Origin of the sequence: Clostridium folliculivorans (assembly GCF_024341905.1) — a bacterium.
GTDB lineage: Bacteria > Bacillota > Clostridia > Clostridiales > Clostridiaceae > Clostridium_AR > Clostridium_AR folliculivorans.
In genome coordinates, this window is record NZ_BQXY01000001.1 from 639,621 (window position 1) to 661,252 (window position 21,632).

General features: G+C 31.2%; 19 protein-coding genes. 18 read left to right on the top strand and 1 reads right to left on the bottom strand.

What is annotated here, in order from left to right:
- Positions 1 to 27 precede the first annotated feature (27 nt).
- The 3 genes from OCU55_RS02780 (at position 28) to OCU55_RS02790 (ending at position 4,488) form a co-directional block, all read left to right on the top strand.
- On the top strand, positions 28 to 816 hold the full coding sequence (locus tag OCU55_RS02780; protein ID WP_261850789.1) for a gluconate 5-dehydrogenase: 789 nt from the start codon (positions 28 to 30) through the stop codon (positions 814 to 816).
- A 219-nt stretch (positions 817 to 1,035) separates the two neighbouring features.
- A complete protein-coding gene (locus tag OCU55_RS02785; RefSeq protein ID WP_261850790.1) occupies positions 1,036 to 3,447 on the top strand; it encodes a histidine kinase N-terminal 7TM domain-containing protein in 2,412 nt (803 codons plus the stop codon).
- A 171-nt stretch (positions 3,448 to 3,618) separates the two neighbouring features.
- Positions 3,619 to 4,488, top strand: coding sequence for a helix-turn-helix domain-containing protein (locus tag OCU55_RS02790; protein ID WP_261850791.1), 870 nt, complete (start codon positions 3,619 to 3,621; stop codon positions 4,486 to 4,488).
- Between the two features lie 79 nt (positions 4,489 to 4,567).
- Here the strand turns inward: OCU55_RS02790 and OCU55_RS02795 are convergent, their stop codons facing one another.
- The gene (locus OCU55_RS02795; RefSeq protein ID WP_261850792.1) at positions 4,568 to 4,969 is read right to left on the bottom strand and encodes a pyridoxamine 5'-phosphate oxidase family protein; all 402 of its coding nucleotides are present in this window, start codon (positions 4,967 to 4,969) and stop codon (positions 4,568 to 4,570) included.
- 209 nt (positions 4,970 to 5,178) lie between these two features.
- Between OCU55_RS02795 and OCU55_RS23960 the strand changes: the two genes are divergently transcribed.
- The 15 genes from OCU55_RS23960 to OCU55_RS02860 all read left to right on the top strand — a co-directional run bounded on the left by OCU55_RS23960 (position 5,179) and on the right by OCU55_RS02860 (position 21,558).
- Positions 5,179 to 5,265: a hypothetical protein gene (locus OCU55_RS23960; protein WP_345795583.1), complete on the top strand. Its 87-nt coding sequence runs from the start codon at positions 5,179 to 5,181 to the stop codon at positions 5,263 to 5,265.
- Between the two features lie 600 nt (positions 5,266 to 5,865).
- Positions 5,866 to 5,943: a K(+)-transporting ATPase subunit F gene (gene kdpF / locus OCU55_RS24005; RefSeq protein ID WP_206869679.1), complete on the top strand. Its 78-nt coding sequence runs from the start codon at positions 5,866 to 5,868 to the stop codon at positions 5,941 to 5,943.
- A 35-nt stretch (positions 5,944 to 5,978) separates the two neighbouring features.
- Entirely contained in the window at positions 5,979 to 7,658 is a 1,680-nt protein-coding gene (kdpA, locus tag OCU55_RS02800) for a potassium-transporting ATPase subunit KdpA (RefSeq protein WP_261850793.1), read from the top strand.
- Between the two features lie 51 nt (positions 7,659 to 7,709).
- Positions 7,710 to 9,767 carry a potassium-transporting ATPase subunit KdpB gene (gene kdpB / locus OCU55_RS02805; RefSeq protein ID WP_261850794.1) on the top strand — a complete coding sequence of 686 codons (2,058 nt, stop codon included), beginning with the start codon at positions 7,710 to 7,712 and terminating at the stop codon, positions 9,765 to 9,767.
- 19 nt (positions 9,768 to 9,786) lie between these two features.
- On the top strand, positions 9,787 to 10,425 hold the full coding sequence (locus OCU55_RS02810; protein WP_261850795.1) for a K(+)-transporting ATPase subunit C: 639 nt from the start codon (positions 9,787 to 9,789) through the stop codon (positions 10,423 to 10,425).
- A 196-nt stretch (positions 10,426 to 10,621) separates the two neighbouring features.
- Positions 10,622 to 11,161 (top strand): transcriptional regulator, encoded by a 540-nt coding sequence (locus OCU55_RS02815; RefSeq protein ID WP_261850796.1) that lies wholly within the window; start codon positions 10,622 to 10,624, stop codon positions 11,159 to 11,161.
- 20 nt (positions 11,162 to 11,181) lie between these two features.
- On the top strand, positions 11,182 to 13,008 hold the full coding sequence (locus OCU55_RS02820; RefSeq protein ID WP_261850797.1) for an ATP-binding protein: 1,827 nt from the start codon (positions 11,182 to 11,184) through the stop codon (positions 13,006 to 13,008).
- Positions 13,009 to 13,125: 117 nt separating this feature from the next.
- Complete coding sequence (locus OCU55_RS02825; RefSeq protein ID WP_261850798.1) at positions 13,126 to 13,737, top strand: response regulator; 612 nt, start codon at positions 13,126 to 13,128, stop codon at positions 13,735 to 13,737.
- A gap of 55 nt (positions 13,738 to 13,792) precedes the next feature.
- Positions 13,793 to 14,881, top strand: coding sequence for a sensor histidine kinase KdpD (locus OCU55_RS23925; protein WP_280923790.1), 1,089 nt, complete (start codon positions 13,793 to 13,795; stop codon positions 14,879 to 14,881).
- A gap of 63 nt (positions 14,882 to 14,944) precedes the next feature.
- Positions 14,945 to 16,081: a sensor histidine kinase KdpD gene (locus OCU55_RS02835; protein ID WP_261850799.1), complete on the top strand. Its 1,137-nt coding sequence runs from the start codon at positions 14,945 to 14,947 to the stop codon at positions 16,079 to 16,081.
- A gap of 403 nt (positions 16,082 to 16,484) precedes the next feature.
- Positions 16,485 to 17,450, top strand: coding sequence for a mevalonate kinase (gene mvk, locus OCU55_RS02840; protein ID WP_261850800.1), 966 nt, complete (start codon positions 16,485 to 16,487; stop codon positions 17,448 to 17,450).
- An 11-nt stretch (positions 17,451 to 17,461) separates the two neighbouring features.
- On the top strand, positions 17,462 to 18,442 hold the full coding sequence (gene mvaD, locus OCU55_RS02845) for a diphosphomevalonate decarboxylase (RefSeq protein ID WP_261850801.1): 981 nt from the start codon (positions 17,462 to 17,464) through the stop codon (positions 18,440 to 18,442).
- A 227-nt stretch (positions 18,443 to 18,669) separates the two neighbouring features.
- Positions 18,670 to 18,942 (top strand): Bax inhibitor 1 family protein, encoded by a 273-nt coding sequence (locus OCU55_RS02850; protein ID WP_261850802.1) that lies wholly within the window; start codon positions 18,670 to 18,672, stop codon positions 18,940 to 18,942.
- Position 18,943: 1 nt separating this feature from the next.
- A complete protein-coding gene (locus OCU55_RS02855; RefSeq protein ID WP_261850803.1) occupies positions 18,944 to 20,302 on the top strand; it encodes a tripartite tricarboxylate transporter permease in 1,359 nt (452 codons plus the stop codon).
- A gap of 128 nt (positions 20,303 to 20,430) precedes the next feature.
- Positions 20,431 to 21,558 carry a phosphomevalonate kinase gene (locus tag OCU55_RS02860; protein WP_261850804.1) on the top strand — a complete coding sequence of 376 codons (1,128 nt, stop codon included), beginning with the start codon at positions 20,431 to 20,433 and terminating at the stop codon, positions 21,556 to 21,558.
- Positions 21,559 to 21,632 lie beyond the last annotated feature (74 nt).

Genomic DNA, 21,632 nt, shown 5'->3' on the forward strand with positions numbered 1-21,632 from the left:
ATAATGAATTTTAGGAGGAATTGTATAATGAATATATTAAAAAGTTTTTCACTAGAAGATAAAATTGCATTTATTACAGGTGCATCATATGGTATAGGATTCGGTATTGCAAAGGCTTATGCAGAGGCTGGAGCAACAATAGTTTTTAATGATATTAATCAAGAATTAGTGGATAAAGGAATAAAAGCTTATGAAGCAGAAGGCATAAAAGCTTTTGGTTATGTATGTGATGTTACAGATGAAAATATGGTAAATGAGACAGTTGAGAAGATAGAAAAAGAGGTTGGAGTAATCGATATTCTTGTAAATAATGCTGGAATAATTAAGAGGATTCCAATGATTGAAATGAAAGCTGAAGATTTTAGAAAGGTTATAGATGTTGACTTAAATGCACCGTTTATAGTTTCTAAAGCTGTAATTCCTGGAATGATCAAGAAGGGACATGGAAAGATAATAAATATATGTTCAATGATGAGTGAATTAGGAAGAGAAACAGTTTCTGCTTATGCAGCTGCAAAAGGTGGACTTAAGATGTTAACTAAGAATATTGCTTCTGAATACGGTGAATACAATATTCAATGTAACGGACTTGGACCTGGATATATAGCAACACCTCAAACTGAACCGCTAAGAACAGAAGGACATCCTTTCAATAGCTTTATTATAGCTAAAACTCCTGCTGCACGTTGGGGAACACCAGAAGATTTAACTGGACCAGCTATATTCTTAGCATCTGATGCTTCGGATTTTGTAAATGGACATATTTTATATGTAGATGGAGGAATCTTAGCTTACATCGGAAAACAACCAGAATAGAAAGCATATAATTAAACCCACAAAAATCTAGAATTTAGATTTTTGTGGGTTATTTTAATATTACAAGTAAATAATAGCAAGGAATTGACTGTTAAATTGTAGAGTACAAATAGTATAGCTAATTGAAGTACAGTTTAATGTATTAAATATAAAAATAATACAATACTGGTAGAGACTTTTAGTAAATATTTAGTATAATATGTAATTGGGGTGATATTTTTGAAGGTTAATATTTTGTTTAGTTTTGTGTTAGTGGTATCAGCAATTGCACTTCTTTATGTGGGATACTTTTCCTGGAGAAGAGATAAAATATATGTTTCCATAGCGTTACTTCCAGTATCAATTTATTCGTTTGGATATGCTTTTGAAATATTATGTACAAGCGTTGAAAGGGTAAGTTTTTGGATTAAGGTGGAATATCTAGGGATAGCATTTCTACCTGTAGTTTGGTTATTATTTGCGCTTAAGTTTAATGGACATAAGGAGAAAATAAAAAAAAGTACAGTAGTACTATTATTTATCATCCCTGTTATAACACTGATACTAAATTATACAAATGATTTTCATCACCTTTTTTATAAAGAATTATACATGAACAATAATGGTATCTTTCCTATTGTAAATATTGTACGTGGCCCATGGTATTGGGTTAATATTATTTATACCTATTTATTAATGTTTATAGGTCTAATAATTTTTATATTTGCTTATTTTAAAGCAGTTTCCATTATAAGAAAACAAATCTTATTTTTAATAATAGCTTGGATAATTCCATGGATTTTAGATATTGCTTATATGCTGAGAGTGTTTCGCTTTGAGTTGGATTTATGTCCCCTTGCCTTTTCTGTTTCAGGAATAATTTCTAGTTATGCTATATTCAAATTTAAATTATTAAAAATTACTCCAATAGCGATAGAAAAAGTTTTTTCAAATATGCTGGATGGAGTTATAATACTAGATTCGGAAAATAATATAGTCAATTTTAATAATGCCTCAAAAAATATTATTTCGGAATTAAAGTATACAGAGGCCGGAGATAAAAAAATTGATGAGGTATTTAAGGAACACAAGACATTGCTAAAAGCTATAAATAACAAGTCTTATAATGAAAATTTAATTAGCATAAATGATAAGGGACAATCAAGATATTATAAGCTCAATATTAATAATATATATGAAACTTCAGGTGAAAGTATCGGTAAAATACTAACTTTAAATGATGTTACTGAATTTGAGTTACAGAGAGAAAAGTTATATAATAATTTGAATTTTGTTGAAACACTAATGGATGCTATTCCAAATCCTATATATTCTAAGGATGAATACGGTGTATATAATCATTGTAATAATGCATTTACAGAGTATTTAGGGATTACTAAAGAAGACCTTATTGGAAATACTGCATATGCGATATTTGAAGAAAAATTAGCGGAAGTCTATGATAAAGCAGATATGAGCTTGATGAAAGAAGAAGGAACTCAAGTTTATGAATCAAAACTTATACATAAAGATGGAACGGAACATGATGTGATTTTTAGTAAATCAGTTGTCGTAAATGAACAAGGGAATGACAAAGGAGTAGTTGGAGTTATATTAGATATTACAGAACAAAAAAGGAATAGGGCAAAAATAAATAAATTATCAACATTAAAAGAAGCTATGCTAAATATTGGTTATTCTATAAATGAAATATCAGATATTAATGATTTACTTCAATTAATACTAGATAAAGTTATTAATTGTGTTGACGAAAGAAACTGTGGTTCTATATTGCTTTTGGATGAGCATGAAAATTTAAAAATAGCTGTAGCAAAAGGCTATAATTTAGAAGAAATTAAGAAATTCTCAATTAAATTAGAAGATGCCTGGTTTAAGGATGGAGAAATTATAGATAAAACAGTGATTTTTAATGATATTGATAAGATGAATATTGCAAGTATGCTAGATACAGAAGAAGGGATAAAAATAAAATCGTTTATTAGCTCGCCAATTCTTATAGATGGTAAGTGCTATGGATTTTTAAATATTGATAGTATATTTAATAATATCTTTGACGAAGTAGATATAGAATTGATGGAATATATGACCAGTCAAACTTCCATAGCTATTACCAAGCATAAGCTTTACGAAGAAACTATATATTTGTCTAGATATGATAAATTAACCAATGTATATAATAGAAGTTATTTTGAACAATTACTTCACAATAATATATATAATGAAAATACAGATAAAAAAGAGTTTCTTACAGCTATTTTTGATTTAAATGGACTGAAATTTGTTAATGATAATTATGGACATTTAGCTGGAGATGAACTAATAAGAATATTTGCAAAAGGGCTAAAAAGTTTAGGCGGAGGTTCTGATATTATAGGAAGATTTGGAGGAGACGAATTTGTTGGAGTCTTTTTCAACGTTAATCTCCAAGAGTTAATTAATAAATTTGAACAATTGAGTGAACAGTTTAAAAGTAACCCGATAATCTTTGGGGAAAACAAAATAATTTGTAGCTATAGTTATGGAGTTGTAAATTTCCCAAGTGATGGAGTGGAGTTTGATCAACTTATAAAAATTGCTGATAAACGCATGTATGAATATAAAAATAAAGCGAAAAATAAAATTCATAGCTAATAAATAGATTTGTTAAGGTTTTAATTATATTATTGTGTGTAAAAGTATGGAGTTCCTTGACTTTTAAGGCAGTAAGTAGCATTATGTAGACATATGAAATAATGAATTACTGCCTTTAAAGTTAGATGACTTTAAACATACAATTATTTTCACCAACAAGAGGGTAATAAAATGGATTATATGCATTTAAATTATTTTACGAAAGATACTGACTTTCCTTTCTTTATACAAACAGGTGAGCATGATATGGGGATGCCTATACATTATCATGCTGATTTTTCTGAGTTAGTGATTGTATTAAACGGTACAGCTACTCATGTTGTAAACTCGGAAAAGTATTTTATAAAAAAAGGAGATGTATTTGTTATAAATGAAGATACCTCTCATGGATATGAAGAAACTTACAATCTTAAAATTTGCAACATTATGTATAAGTCAGAACATTTGCACCAGGTTGGTAATGACCTAAGAAAATCTTCAGGCTATGAGGCACTTTTTGTTATTGAGCCATTTTTAGCAAGAGAATACAGATTTAAGAGCAAACTTAAACTAACTCTTTCTGATTATGAGAAAGTAAAAGAAGTTATATTTGAGATGCTTAATGAATATCAAAATAAATATCAAGGATATCAGACTATGATATATTCTCGCTTTATGGAACTGGTGGTGTTTTTATCTAGGCAGTATGATATTATCAGTTTAGAATTTAAAGATAATGTGATAAATATAGCGAAAGCAGTATCCTATATGGAAAGTCATTTTAGAGAACATATCAATTTAAAGGATTTGGCTGACAAAGCAGAGCTTTCAGTTAGACATTTTAATAGAATTTTTAAAGAAAATTATAAGACAACCCCTATAAAGTATGTACTTAGGTTACGTATTCAGTATGCATGCCTACTATTAAGGAAGAGTAAGTTTACGATTTCAGATATAGCTTATGAAAGTGGATTTGATGATAGCAATTATTTCACAAGACAGTTCAAAAAAGTTATGGGTACGTCACCAAAAGAATACCGTTCCTATAGTGAAAAATTGTAGTTTTATATTGAAACACAATAAAAACCACCATGGTTGAATATGGTGGTTTTTGTATATCTGGATAGTATACTTTAATTTATTAGTTATTATATAGTGAGAAAGTTTCTGGCTCACCAGTAAAGGAAGAAATAGTAGCAGTTCCTTTAGTAAAGTATAAAACTGCGAAAATTCCATCTTCAATGCTGTACATTGATTTTAAGGATGGAATAGTTTCAAGCGCAAGTTCTTTTACTTCACGTCTATCATCATGTGCTACTTCTCCAGCTAAACGAATCCATTTTCCTTTATTCATAGCAGAGATTTCTACTTTAGGATTTTCTAACATTTGTTTAAAACATTCTTTTTTGTTATTTGTAACAATGTATAGCTTTCCCTCGTATTCAAAAACTGCGCCGAAAGGTCTCACTCTAGGTTGATCACCTTCAGTAGTTGCTAAATAAAAAGTACGACTTTCTTGTAAGAATTCTAATGCTTTTTTCATAATTATTGCTCCTCTCCATTATTCAGACTAAAATTGATGACATAGTAATAATATCATGTACAACTTAAATGACAAGTACGATTTTTATGTATTGTTAGGATAAAAAGTATATCATAGAAGGAGCTAATATGGAGAATAATATTGATATTTTTAGAATATATCCTTATTCTGAACTTAAAGTTTTTTTAGCAAAATGATATATATTGATTATGTATCATTTGAATGACGGAACACTACGTTACGGAGAGCTCCAAAGAAGAATTGGGGATAGCATACAAGCAACATTAACAAAATAACTGAGAATATTGAAAGATTATGCGTTGAAAAGTGAGAACATTGCACAAAAGTGTAGTGTTTTTTATTTTACAATAAATAAAGCTAAAAAATTTTCGCATAATAAATTTATATATATAGCTTAAAAATTAGAGAAAACGTTGTAAACACAACAATAACAAGAATAATTTTAAAGAATAATGATTGGCTGACACAAAAAAAACTTATATCAGTCTCTAGTAACTTTAAAAATTAAACTTTTGTAGATAGCTGCGATAGATTGAAAATCAGAAAAGTAAAGAGAGCTAGAAGGTATTAGTTTCTTATAATTAACTGTGACCATGCCAAAAAAAATTATACATCGCTTTTTGGCGATTTTTGTTTTTCATAAGAAGGGGACTATAATGAACCTACAAAGAATAGATAAGGATTTTAGGGGGAACTACACATGGGAAAAGATATTATTTTTATTGTTTTAATGATGGGTTTGTATTGCTCATTTAACTTACTAATAAGATTTTGTGATAATGCAATTACTTCAAATCAAATTGATGAATAACTGATAACAAAAAAAAGAAAATATAAGCTTATGCAATATTTAAATGCAATCAGGAGGTTAAGGTATGATCTTTTTAGGAATTTTAGTGGTAGCACTGTTTATTTATCTTGGGTATGCACTTCTTAATCCTGAGAAATTTTAAAAATGAAAGATTAAAAGTAATTTTGGAGGTTTATCATGGACATTTTACAAATAGTAATAACTTTAGTTTTATTTATACTATTAATTTTGCCAATGAGCAGATACTTATACAAGGTAGCAACTGGTGAAAAATCTTTTGTTGATCCTGTTTTGGACAAAGTAGATAATTTTATTTTCAAAATAACTGGCGTAAATAAAGAGGAGATGAATTGGAAAAAGTATGCGGCTACATTATTAATAAGTAATGGAATAATGGTTGCTATAGGATATGTAATTTTGAGAGTGCAGGGAATTGGACTTTTGAATCCTAATAAAATAGGAGGAATGGAACAAAGTCTCAGTTTCAATACTGCAATAAGTTTTATAACAAATACAAATCTTCAGGACTATAGTGGAGAGTCAGGACTTTCGTATCTTAGTCAAATGATTGTAATAATATTTTTGATGTTTACTTCTGCTGCTACAGGGTTTGCGGCTGCCTTAGCTTTTATAAGAGGACTTACAGGTAGAACAAAAACCGTTGGTAATTTCTTTGTGGATATTGTAAGAATAATAACAAGAGTTTTTATTCCACTTTCAATAGTAGTCTCAATTATTTTAATGTGGCAAGGGGTTCCTCAAACCTTATCACCTAACATCACGGTGAACACTATTGAAGGCAAATTGCAGGATATTGCTGTTGGTCCGGTTGCGGCGTTAGAAGCAATAAAACATATTGGGACAAACGGAGGAGGTTTTTTTGGAGCAAATTCAGCTCATCCTTTTGAGAATCCAACTCCAATAACAAATTTGATCGAAATTCTTTCAATGATGCTTTTACCTGGTTCTTTAGTACTGACCTTTGGACTAATGCTTAAGAATAAAAAACAGGGATGGACAATATTTGCTGCAATGTCATTATTATTTATTATTGTACTTCCAGTAGCTTATTTTGCTGAAAAGGCGGGAAATCCTGCACTTGCACATATTGGGTTATCGCAAGCTTTAGGAAATATGGAAGGAAAAGAAGTTAGATTTGGAATAGCTCAATCCTCATTATTCACTACGGTAACTACTGCTTTCACCACAGGAACAGTAAATAATATGCATGATTCACTTACTCCGCTAGGAGGTATGGTAGCACTTTGGAATATGATGATTAATGTAGTCTTTGGCGGTAAGGGTGTTGGCCTTATGGGTATGATAATGTATGCTATTTTGTCGGTATTCTTGTGTGGACTTATGATCGGAAGAACACCTGAATTTCTTAGAAAAAAAATTGAAGGAAAAGAAATGAAGCTAATCGCATTAGCAATAATAGTTCATCCCTTAATAATATTAATACCAACTGGATTAGCACTTGTAACTAAAAGTGGGCTTGCTGGCATCACCAATCCTGGGTATCATGGATTATCGCAAGTACTTTATCAATTTACATCTTCAGCAGCTAATAATGGTTCTGGATTTGAAGGCTTAGCGGATAATACAGTATTTTGGAATTCTATAACCGGATTTGTTATGCTTTTCGGAAGATATGTTTCAATGATATTACTATTAGCAGTTGCGGGTTCACTAGCACAAAAGCAACTCTTGCCAGAAAACGAAGCTTCTTTTAAGACAGATAATAAGATGTTCGTGTTTATATTAGTAGCGATAGTAATTATAATAGGTGCTTTAACATTCCTTCCAGCACTTGCTCTCGGACCTGTATCAGAGCATTTAACTCTAGGAAGGTAGGAATATCCTACTTAAGGTTACTTCATATATAGAATAAAGGAGTTAATTAAAATGAGTAAGAATGAAGGTAAAAAATTTATAAGTAAAGAAATAGCATTAAATGCTTTTAAAGATTCCTTTAAAAAATTAAATCCTAAGAGCATGGCAAAAAATCCAGTAATGTTTATTGTAGAGATAGGATTTATAATTTCTTTAATACTCACTGTATTTCCAGATGCCTTTGGAAAAAGTGGTGGAAATTTAAGGGTTTATAACGGTATTGTTTGTTTTGTACTATTTATCACTGTGTTATTTGCTAATTTTGCTGAAGCTGTAGCAGAGGGAAGAGGAAAAGCACAAGCAGAAACCTTAAAAAAGACTAGAAAAGATACAAAAGCAAAACTTTTGAGTAAAAATGGAGAAATAACTGAAATTAGTGCAAGTGATTTAAAAAAGGGAGACATCGTGCTAGTTGAAACTGGTGACCTAATTCCAAATGACGGTGTTGTAATTGAAGGTCTTGCATCAGTAGATGAATCTGCAATTACTGGTGAATCTGCTCCAGTGTTAAAGGAAGCTGGTGGTGATTTTAGTTCAGTAACAGGAGGCACTAAAGTTCAGAGTGACTGGCTTAAAGTCGAAATATCAGCATCTCCAGGTGAATCCTTTTTAGATAAGATGATAAGTTTGGTTGAAGGCGCATCAAGGCAAAAGAGTCCAAATGAAATTGCATTAAGTACAGTTCTTGTTAGTTTAACAATAATATTTTTAATTGTTATTGTTTCACTTTTACCTATGGCTAAATATTCAAAAGTTGATATTCCTATGTCTACACTTATAGCACTTTTGGTTTGTTTAATACCTACTACAATAGGGGGACTTTTATCTGCAATAGGAATTGCTGGAATGGATAGAGTTACAAGGTTTAATGTTATTGCAATGTCAGGTAAAGCAGTAGAAGCTTGTGGTGATGTAGATACAATGATCTTAGATAAGACAGGAACCATAACCTTTGGAAACAGAATGGCGGCTGAGTTTGTAGCTGTTGGTAAGCATACAGTAGAAGAAGTTACAAGATTTGCAGCACTTTCCTCAGTGAAGGATGGAACTCCTGAAGGAAGATCAATAGTAGAACTAGCAAAAAAGAATAATGTAATAATTGAGGAAAAAGAGTATAAAGATAGCGAGTTTATTGAGTTTACTGCTCAAACAAGAATGAGCGGAATGGATATAAGCGGAGGAGTAAAAATTAGAAAAGGAGCTACTGATGCAATTAAAGGTTTTGTTAAAGAATATGGTGGAGAAATTCCTGAAGAATTAGATAGTATAACAGAAAGAATTTCAAAGCTTGGAGGTACACCTTTAGTAGTTGCAGTTGATAAGCATATAGTTGGTGTTATATATCTAAAAGATACGGTAAAACCAGGTTTAGTTGAAAGATTTGCAAGGCTTAGAGAAATGGGAATAAAGACAGTAATGTGTACTGGAGATAACCCACTTACTGCTGCTACTATAGCAAAAGAAGCTGGAGTAGATGACTTTATAGCAGAATGTAAACCAGAAGATAAGATTTTTGTGATAAAGAAAGAACAATCACAAGGTAAAATTGTAGCAATGACTGGTGATGGTACAAATGATGCTCCTGCTTTAGCTCAAGCTGATGTTGGGCTAGCCATGAATAGTGGAACTCAATCAGCAAAAGAAGCTGCAAATATGGTTGATTTAGATTCAGATCCTACGAAAATTTTAGAAGTTGTAGAAATAGGAAAGCAGCTGCTTATAACAAGAGGTGCATTAACCACATTCAGTATAGCAAATGATATAGCTAAATATTTCGCAATAATCCCTGCTATATTTGCAGTTGCTATACCTGAAATGAATAAAATAAATATAATGGGACTTGCGACACCAACTAGTGCAGTTCTGTCAGCATTGATATTTAATGCAATTATAATACCGCTGCTAATACCTATAGCAATGAAAGGCGTAAAGTATAAGCCTATGAAAACTGAAAGAATGTTACTTAAAAATATAATGATTTATGGAGTAGGTGGAGTGATTGTACCCTTTGTAGGAATCAAATTAATTGATATATTAGTTTCACCACTTCTTAGAACACTAGGTATATAGCTATTGGAGGATATAAAATATGAAAAGTATAATAAAAAGTTCTTTATTGATGACTTTAGTGTTAATTGTGATATGTGGAGTTGCATATCCACTTCTTGTAACAGGTATAGGGCAAGTAGCCTTTAAAGATAAAGCTAATGGAAGTATAATTGAGTTTAATGGAAAGGCAACTGGTTCAAAGCTAATTGGTCAAAGCTTTACAGATCCAAGATTTTTTCAAGGAAGAGTATCAGCAGTTAACTATAATACCTATACTGAAGATGATAAAAAATTAGATAATAGCGGAAAAGCAGCTTATACTGGAGTAGCATCAGGTTCAGCGAATTTAGCACCTTCAAATCCAGCATTGACTGAAAGAGTAAAGAAAGATCTGGAAGCTTTCTTAAAAAGTCATCCAACTATTAAGCAAGAGGATATACCAGCGGATTTACTTACTAGCTCAGGCTCAGGTCTAGATCCAGAGATAAGCCCTCAAGCTGCAAGAATACAAATTGATGCGGTTTCAAAAGCTTCAGGCATTGATAAGAAGACATTAGAAGATATAGTAGTAAAGCATACAGAAGGAAGAAGTCTAGGAGTATTTGGAGATGAAAGAGTTAACGTATTGCTTATTAATCTAGATATTGCAGATATTTTAAAAGGTGAAGGAAAGCTGTAGGTTAAAATAGTTGATGATTTAAAAAGATATATTTAAAAATATAAATTTTATTACGAAATGGTACATCCATAAATATACCACTTCAGCGCTAAATATTCTTTAGGAGAGGAATATTTGGAAAGAGGTGGTGTGTTTTATATATTTATATCAAATTAGAGCATAAATTGGGTATTAATAAGCATTGAGAGGTGATTAGATGCTTTCAGAAGATTATTCAAAAGTAATTGGATTAAGTGAGTTTAAAGCAGAACCTTTGATGATTTTAGATAATAGATATAAAGTAAAGTATATAAACGATTCTTTCAAACAATATTTCAAGGTTGATGAGGGAAAGGCAATAGGTGAACATTTATTTAATATAATAAAAAATGTAGATTTCTATAATTTTATTTTTGATTCAGTAAAATATAATTTGGACAGAATTTATCAAATAAGTGTTATATTTAATAAAAGACTATATTACTTTAACGTATCAGTAAAATCAATAGTGGATGATAAATCTTTTATAATGGTGCTATTTACCAGATTAAATGAAACTGAGATAATTAATATTATAAATAAAGAAACGGTTAAATGTATTTATGAAGATTTAATTGAACCAGTAGCATCCCTAACATTAGCAGCGGATATACTTAATAATATGTTAGAAGGATTAACGGATAAACAAATTCAAGCAACTAATGTAATATGGGAAGAAGTTGAGAAGATAAATTGTATCATTAAAGGTTACGTTTGATTTTAGTTGAGGTGAAGGATTTGAAAACTATTAAAGGTAAATTGACGGTAGTGTATATTGCTTTAATAATGATTATATTAGTTGTCGGAGCGGTTTCAGTTTTAAATGTATATACTCTTGGTAAATCAATAGATGGATTGATTACAGATAATTATAAAAGTATAGATGCAGTAGATAAGATGAGAAGAGCTATTGATGCACAAGACAGGGGAATACTAAAATATCTTCAAGGTGAAAAAGAAGAGGCAGTAGAACTGTTTTATCAAAACAATGATCAATTTAATACGTGGTATTATTTTGAAAAATACAACATTACTGAAAATGGCGAAGAAGATATGGTTAAAAAAGTGAATACAAAATATGTTCAATTTAATAAAATGTTGTCTGAGCTTCAGGAAAAAGATAATGTGTCAGCTAATGATTTTTATAAAAAAGATATAACTCCTACACTTAATGAATTAAAAACAGATTTAGATGCATTGTCGGAATTAAATGAAAAAGCTATGTTTGATAAAAAACAACTTACAAGTAGCAGCGCTGAACATTCTATTTATATAATTTTTATAGTTTCTATAAGTGCAGCGGCAGTTGGACTTTTCTTATCTGTAATCTTTACTAATAAATTTATTAGACCTATATATCTTTTAATAAATGCAGTTAAGTCGGTTAAAGAAGGAGAAGTAAATAAGCAGGCGGCTATTGTGTATGATGATGAGATAGGTCTTTTAGCTAGAGAATTTAATAATATGACCTATCGATTATATGAATTTGAAAAAAGTACTAAAGGAACACTTTTAGCAGAAAAAAATAGATCTACAAGCATCATAAAAAGCATATCTGACCCATTGATGGTTCTTGATTCTAGCTTTAAGATTAAATTTGTAAATGATGCGTGTGAAAGTTTTTTTGGTATTGACGAAGAAAGTATTTTTAATAAACACTTTCTTCAAGTTGTTAAAAGAGTAGATTTATATGATTATGTATTTAAGGTAGTTAGTGAAGGCAATGAAGATGAGGGCGAAATAATTGATATAAAAAGAAATAATAAAACCTACTTTTTTAATGTTACTACTAGACCGATTAAAGATAAGGATCTAAAAATTGATGGTGTAATAGTATTGTTTAAAAATGTAACCGAATTAAAGCAACTAGAGATGTTAAAAACAGATTTTATTGGAACTGTTTCGCATGAATTAAAAACTCCACTTACATCTATAATGATGGGTGTAGGACTGTTAAAAAACAATAAAGTAGGAAGTTTAAACGAAAAGCAATTAAGAATAATTGAGACCTTTCAGGAAGATGTAGAAAAACTTAATGAATTAGTTTCGAATCTCTTAAAAATATCTAAATTAGAAACTGATAGAGCGGTTTTTGATATAGAACCATGTAATATATTAGATGTAATCAATAAATCAGTAGAAGGATATACAGAGCTACTACAAGAAAAACGATTGTCTGTTTATTATGAGTTATCAGAAAACTTGCCGAATGTAATGGCTGATCATGAGAAGGTAACTTGGGTTTTAAATAATATAATTTCAAATGCTATAAGATATACTGAAAAAGGTTATATAACTATAGGAGCTTATAGTGATGAAAATAAAGTATATATTTACGTTAAAGATACAGGAAGAGGAATACCATTTAAGTATCTAGAAAAAATATTTGATAAATTTGTTAGAGTTGAAGGTGTTCAGATAATGCCTGAAAGTACTGGACTTGGTCTCTCTATCGCAAAAGAAATAGTCGAAGCTCATGGAGGAGAAATATGGTGTGAAAGTAACGTTAATGAAGGTAGCAAATTTACTTTTACTTTACCAATAGAGAGTAGGGTTAATCAATAGAAGTTATACCAAATGATTACTTATGTAGTAATTCTCTCGGACATAATAAGCTGATTAATAATTCTATAAATATGCCAAATTAAAAGTGCTATTATCAGACATATGAAAGGAGTTTGTATGAAAAAGGTATTAATTATAGACGACACCAAGAATATTAGATCAATGCTAACAACTTGCCTTGAGATACGAGATTATGAGGTTATGGCAGCAGAAAACGGTATTGTAGCTCTAGAGATTCTAGATAAGCTTGGAAAAGAAATAGATTTGATTTTTTTAGATATTAGAATGCCAGGACTAAGTGGAACAGAAGTGTTGAAGATATTGAGAGAAAAAAATATAAATAGTGCAGTTATTATAATGACAGCTTTTGCAACAGTAAAAAATGCTATAGATTGCACAAAGCTTGGAGCTTTTGCATATCTTCAAAAACCTTTCTCACCAGATAGAGTTAATGCAATTATAGATGAAGTTGAAAATACGTATACTCCTAGTGAAGCAAAAGAGGAAAACTATAAAGAAAAAGCTTGTAATGATGAAACATATATAATTGAAGCAATGGAAAATATTGAATTAAACAAATACAAGGAAGCTTTTGAAGTCTTGAAAAAAGCTTTAGCTAGTAATCCTTATAATAAAGACGTTTATAAGCTGATTGGGAAGGTAAACGAATTAGAAGGAAACGAAGAAGAAGCAAACAGATTTTATGCAATTTCGGGATTGTTTTCGTGAGCATGAATTTGCTCATGTATAAAAATTAAATTTTATATGAGGTAAAGAGGTAAATATGAGTAATGAAACTGAAAGGGGAAAGCTTAAGATATTTTTAGGCTATGCACCTGGAGTTGGTAAAACTTATACAATGCTTAGAGAAGCAAATGAGATGCATGAAAATGGTGAGGATGTTGTTATCGGCTATCTAGAGACTCATGGAAGAGCTGAAACGGAACAGCAAATAGGCAATTTATTTATTGTGCCTAGAAAAGAAATAGAGTATAAAGGGAGAAGGCTTGAAGAACTTGATAAAGAAGCAGTATTAAAACTCTATCCTAAATTTGTTCTTATTGATGAATTGGCGCACACTAATATACCTGAATGTAAAAATACAAAAAGATACGAGGATGTAGTAGAGATATTAGAAGCGGGCATAAATGTAATATCTACATTAAACATTCAACATCTAGAGAGTATAAATGATGTTGTAGAGCGAATAACAGAAGTAAAAATTAGAGAAACAATTCCTGATAGTGTGTTAAGCTTGGCTGATGAGATAGTATTGGTTGACTTAACACCGGATGCGTTAATAAATAGGCTTTTAAGAGGCAAGATATATAAAAAAGACGTAATCACCAATGCATTAGAAAATTTTTTTAGAAAAGGAAATTTAACAGCTCTAAGAGAGATTGCTTTAATGGAAATGTCACTAGGAGCAAGCAAATTAGTACAAAATGTGGATGATGATTTTAATGTTACTCAATTTAGAGAAAATGAGTTCATTGTAGTTTGCGTTAGTTCAAATCCACTTGGGATAAATTTAATCAGAAGAGGATCAAGAATAGCTAAAACATATAAATGTAATTGGGTAGTAGTGGCTGTAGATTGTACTCATAGATTTGCTCCAACACCTTCAGAAAATGATAATAAGATTTTAGAAGGGCATAAAAAATTGGCATTATCTCTTGGGGGAGAATTTACAATGCTTAAAGGTAAAAGTATTTCTGGAGAACTTAGTAAATTTATAAAAACAAGTAATGCTACTCAAGTAATAATTGGAAAAAGCAGACGGACTAAATTACAAACTTTAGTAAGAGGATCAACTATATCCAAACTTTTAAAATTTACTAGAAATGTAGAGTATCACATAATTCCTTATTAAAGATGTATCATTCCTATGTGAAATTAATAAATTAAACACATTTTATTTTAATGAGGTAGTATAATGTCAAATAAATTCACAAGAACAAGTCCAGAGATGGCATTAAGAATAGCTTCTAAAGAAAAAAGAGGTAAGTTGAAGATTTTCTTAGGTTATGCACCTGGAGTTGGAAAAACTTATTCTATGCTCAATGAAGCTAAAAGAAGAATCAAATATGGGCAAAACGTGGTGATTGGTTATATAGAACCTCACTATAGAAAAGATACTGAAAAAAATAAGCAAGGTATAAAAGAAATCCCTTTAAAAGAGATAGCTTATAAAGGAAAGATATTCTATGAGCCGGATATCGAAAAAATCATAGAATATATGCCAGAAACAGTTCTCATAGATGAATTAGCACATTCTAATGCTCCAACTAGTAAAAATTATAAAAGATATGAAGATGTATTAGAAATATTATCAAAAGGTATTAATGTACTAACTACCCTAAATATTCAGCATATAGAGACCTTAAATTTCCTAGCTTATAACATAACTAGAGTTGATGTTTCTGAAATAGTACCTTACGAAGTAGTAGATAATGCTGATGAAGTAATAGTAGTTGATGTTTCTCCAGAAGAGTTAATAAAGAGATTACAGGAGGGTAAGATTTTTAACAATAATTATAAAAATGCAACGGAAAATTATTTTCAAAAAAATACTTTAAACGCCTTAAGATCTATTTGTTTAAAAGCTACAGCAGATGAGGTTGAGGATGATCTTTTTTCTTACATGCAACAAAAAAATATAACATTAAACTGGCATGTAGCTGAAAGGATAATGATATTTGTGGATTCAGAAGTTTCTTCCCAAAAATTAATAATAAGAGGAGAAAGGATGGCAAAGAAATTTAATTCTGATCTTTTTGTTGTTTACTTAAAAAGAGAAAGTTTTTTTGATTTTACAAATAGCCAAAATACATCAATCGAAGAACGGTTAAAAGAAGTCTCTGAGAGCCTTGGAGCTAAATATTTCGTTATTCAAGAAAAAGAATATATAAAAACTTTATACAATTTTATGAAGGCAAATTATATAACCTTTGTCCTTATAGGAAACAGCGAATCTATAAAGGGAAAATTCAAAAATTTCATTAAAATGTCTATGATAACAAAGCTGATTAAAAAGACCGATGGAGTAGAGTTTCATATTGTTCCTATTTAAAGCAATTATGAAATTACATTATGATATGGTATTTGTTTTGAATTTTCATCATTAAAAATTGCAGAGCTATGGATGTACCACTTCGTAATAAAACTTATTATTTTTAAATTCTCTCACCAGAAGCCGTGAGAGTTTTAAAAATAGATTTCGGTACGAAGTGGTACATCTATAAATAGAGAGGGTAATCTACGGTCCAATGAATTAAAAGACGAGTATGTATAAATAATAATTAATATACATACTCGTCTTTTGTTATACATATTAATTATTTAATGAAAATAAGTATTATTTGACAATTAAATACTAATCGATTATTATTATCAATAGATATTTTGTTGCGATTAAGTAATGCTAAAAAAGAAGGGCTATTTAATATTTATTAGTTGATAAAGGAAGGTTTTATATGAGTACAGTTTCTACTAAGACAGCTATCTGCGAGTCTCATAGTAAGTTGATTTTAGTTGGCGAGCATGCAGTTGTTTACGGCAAGCCTGCTATAGCTATTCCATTTCCGTTAAAGGTAAAGGTTATGATTCAGAAAGTAGTTGGCTTAATTATGATCGAATCTCCAATTTATACTGGTTCTATTGATGGCATACCACCTAAAATGGAAGGAATAAAGGCTTGTATAGAGGAAGCATTGAGATGCATAAATCAGCCTTTTGCAAATTTACGAATTAAAGTTGACTCATCTATACCACTAGGTCGTGGACTAGGGTCTAGTGCAGCAATTGCAATTGCTATTACAAGGAGCATATTTTCATTATTTGGGCAAAAACTTTCAGAGGAACATTTATTTTCTCTTGTTCAAATTGCTGAGACCTATGCACATGGAAAACCAAGTGGAATTGATACGGCTACAGAAATAAGCGAACACCCAATATGGTTTCAGAAGGAAAAACAGATAGTTCCTCTTGTTATAAGAAGACCTTTATATATAGTTGTTGCTGATACTGGCAGAAATGGTGATACACATACTGCTGTTGATAATGTCAGAAAGATGTACGGGTCTGAAACTGTAAAAGTTCAAAATTCATTGGATGAGATAGCGAGAATTTCAGAATTAGCAAGGGAAGCACTTCTTAAGGGGGATATTTATTTACTTGGAACCTTGCTTTATCGTAATCATGAAGAACTTAAAATTCTTGGTGTCAGTGATGATGAATTAAATCATTTAGTGGAGATAGCTAGAAATGCAGGTGCTTTGGGTGCAAAGCTTACAGGAGGAGGTCTAGGTGGATGTATGCTGGCTCTTGGGGAAAGTTTAGGGCATGCCAAAATTATAGCAACACAATTGATGAGTTCAGGAGCTTCTAATGTGTGGTATTTTTCAACTGAAGAAAATAGCTTGTATAATCCAGAGAAGTAAAAGGAGTGATTATGATGAAAGCTACGGCTGTAGCAAATACAAATATTGCACTAATTAAATATTGGGGAAAACGGGATGAAACACTTTTTTTACCTATGAATAGTAGTCTATCTATAACCTTAGATCGCTTTTTTACTTTAACAACTGTTGAGTTCAACGAAAGTTTTAATAAGGATATATTTTTTCTTAATAACATTCCAGCAAGTGAAAAAGAAGAAAATAAAGTTTTTAACTTCCTTAATAAAGTAAGGCAATTTGCGGGGACTAGCTTATATGCTAGGATTTACTCTGAAAATAGAGTCCCAACAGCAGCTGGTTTCGCTTCCTCTGCATCAGGCTTCGCAGCATTAGCGGCAGCATCAACAAGAGCTCTTGACTTACAATTAAGTGAAAAGGAGTTATCAACGATTGCACGTCAGGGCTCAGGCTCTGCTTGTAGGTCAATTTATGGAGGATTTGTGGAGTGGCAAATGGGGATGCAAATTGATGGAAGTGACTCATTTGCAAAACAGATTCTAAGTGAAGAAGCTTGGGATATTAGTGTCCTTTCTGTATTATTGGCTACGGAACAAAAAAAAGTATCAAGTACAGAAGGGATGAAACGAACTGTCGAAACTTCGCCTTTTTATCCTGGATGGCTTAGTACTGTTGAAAAAGATCTTATTGAAGTGAAAGAGGCAATAAGATATAGAGATTTTGAAAGGTTAGGAATTGTAGTCGAGTCAAATTCAATGAAAATGCATGCAACTATGCTCGGAGCAAATCCGCCAATTTTATATTGGCAAAGCGGAACCATTGATGTTATTCATCATATTCATAAGCTTAGATTATCAGGAACTTATGCTTACTTTACAATTGATGCAGGACCAAATGTTAAAGTTCTATGCTTACCTAAAGATGAAAAAAAAGTGTACGAATCACTGTTAAGCTTGGCAGATGTTCAAGAGGTTATCATATGCCATCCTGGTTCGGGTATTAAGTATTTAGAATAAAGTACATTTTCACTAGTTTATTGATTTTGAGTTAAAAGTGAATTATAGATTTTGTTTATATAAATTCAATAGGATATTAGTGATAAAGAAAATAGTTTGTATAAATTTGAGAAAGGATGTCCTAAAAATAAACTAAACTTATAAGCATTAAAAAAAGTATATAAAAGACTATAATCCTAATGTGTTTAGATTTAAGTATAGGATATTTAATATAGGAGTTGAGTATAATGGATAATTTTAATAAAAAAATAAAGAAATCATCTAATAATGATGATTCAAAAACTAATATTGAAGTGTGGGAGGATCTTGTTTCTATAAAAGAACTTGCTCTATCGCTTATTATTTGTAGTGTTACTGCATTTGGGGCATACTTTATCGCACCTAAAGAACGACCTAAACAATTATTATTAGGCTTAATTGGAGCAATAGTTGGATTTGTGATTTGTAGCATTATAATAAAGCCGAAAAGAACATTTATAGAAGCAACTCAGGAGGATTAGTATGACTATTACTTTAATTTTGCAAATGATTTTAGCGGCTGTTATTGCAGCGATTATATACACTATTATTGGTGCAGCACCAGGGACGGATGAAACTGCAACTATTGCGCCAGTAACGCTTGTATTGGTCTTATCAGGGCTACAGCCTGTAGTAATATTATCTTTCTTTATCTCGGCAATAGTAGCAAGTAAATTAACTGATGCCATACCAGTTTCTATAGCAGGAATCCCAGCAGGAGTTATGTCTACTCCAATGATTGAACATGCAATGGTGCTTAAGAAGTTTGGGCTAACTGATACAAGTATTAGAAAGATGGCTTCAGGTTCTATTATTGGTACAATTGTTTCAGTACCAGTTAGTTTATTACTTGCTCATGCATTAATCCCATTCGCCACTGTAATAAAGCAGTATGGAGATCCAGTTTTCTTTGTTGGAGCAATATTTTTAGCGTTGATGAGTAAAAATAAATGGGGAGCACTTGTGGCTATAGTACCATTTGCGTTGCTAATTCAGGGACTTCGTCATCTTTATTGGGGGATGGGTGTAGTTCCTAAAGGGACTAATGTATCTATTTCTTTTTTCTTAGGAATAACAATAGGACCTGTGATTTTAACTCTATTTGAACTTTTAAATAAAAATAAAAGAGATAGTCTTGAAAGATTTGATAAGAAGAAAATTTATTTCAAGAAGGCTGAAAAGATCAAAACAGTCCCTAATCCATTTAAGATTCTAACAAAAAAAGAGACTATTTATAGCGCTATAACCTCCATAATTGGCTCATTGACCTTTATATTAAGTCCTGTTGGATTAACAACTTTCTTAGGGGAGCTATTCTCTAGTCGAACTAAGGATCCGGTTGAAAAGGCTTCTCTTGCTATTTCCTGCATGGAGGCTTTAGCACATGCAACCTATATTTCAGGAACATTGATACCGCTTATTGCGCTGGGAATACCTCTATCGCCAATGTCACTTGGACCGGCAAATCCACTTTTTAATGCTCCACCAGTTTATACATTAAAGAATAATATGCACCACTTATTGTCTAATTCGGATTATGTATGGGCAACTCTTATCGGTGCTATAGTGGCATTATCAATCACATATTATATTACAGTAAAGTATTCTGAGAATATTTGTAGGTTTGTATTTACAAAAATACCACATGAGGCAATGTTAGGTCTATTCTTTAGTCTAGTATTATTGCTAGCTTATATGGATGCAGGTTTTATAAATGTTGCAGGAGTTCTATTAATAGGGATAGTTGGAGGTGTTCTATATCGACTAGGAATTAATTATGGGGTTCAATTTATGGTACTATACTCAGCACCATGGATCATAACTAAATTAGCAGGTATTTAGTAATAATATATTAAAAATGCATAACCTTAAACTAAAACTATGGTTAAAATCATGCTAGATTTTAAGCAGAGGATTTAAAAATATAAATTATAAATTTATTTATCTATATTTTAAGGGAGGAATTAAAAATGTCTTACCTAAGCTATAAAGTAAGAGTACCAGGTAAGCTTATGATTGCAGGTGAATATGCTGTACTGGAACCAAATCAGAAGTCTGTGGTAATTGCAGTCGATAGGTATGTAACAGCTTACATTGAACCATCTAAGCAAAACAAAATATCCCTGCCAAAACTAGGGTTAGAAGATATTGCTTGGGAAATAAATGAAGAGAAGGTTCGATTCAGTATTGCAGATCCACGGCTAAACTTTATAGAAAATTCAATCTCCGTAGTGAATCAATTTTTAGAGGAGAAATCAATTGAAATTATTCCATTTAAATTACAGATTAAAAGTGAGCTTGATGACCCTTTAACAGGTACAAAGTATGGGCTAGGTTCAAGTGCGGCAGTTGTAGTTGCTGCAATTTCAGCCATGTTAGCTCTACATAGTGATGGAAAAGAGCAGCCTTCGCTTTATCAAATCTTTAAACTTTCAGCAATAGCTCATCTAAAATCACAAAAGAGTGGTTCGGGAGCTGATATTGCTGCTGCTGTTTACGGAGGCTGGCTTGAATATTCAGCATTTATGGGAAAATGGGTATTAAGTCAATTAGATGAAGGGACAAAACTAACAGAAATAGTACAAAGGGATTGGCCAAACTTATCTATTAGAAAATTAACTCCTCCAACTTCTATTAAGTTGGCTGTTGGGTGGACAAAATCGGCAGTAGCAACAGCTCCTATGATTAAAAATATCCAAAGTTTTCGTGAGCATAATTTAGATGCTTATAACCAGTTTCTCATGGAAAGCTCTATTGGGGTGGAAAGAATAATAAAAGGGTTTGAGATGAATGATTGCGAAGAAGCAATTATTGGTCTTAAACAAAACCGTAAAGCACTTCAAAAGCTAGGTGAAAGGGCTGGAGTAGATATCGAAACAGAAAAACTAAAGGCTTTGTGTACAATTGCAGAAGAATATGGAAGTGGTAAATCATCGGGTGCAGGAGGAGGAGACTGCGGAATTGCTTTTCTAAAAGATGATTCCTATGTGAAAGCCTTGTATGAAGGATGGAAAGATATTGGGATTAGTCCTTTAGACTTAAAGGTATCTCAAGTGGGAGTTTTGTCCAGAATAAATGACACTGGATTGGGTTTATAGTTATGATATATATATAAGTTAAGACCATGAATATAACAGAAGTTTTTTCTGTTAATGCATGGTCTTTAACTTTG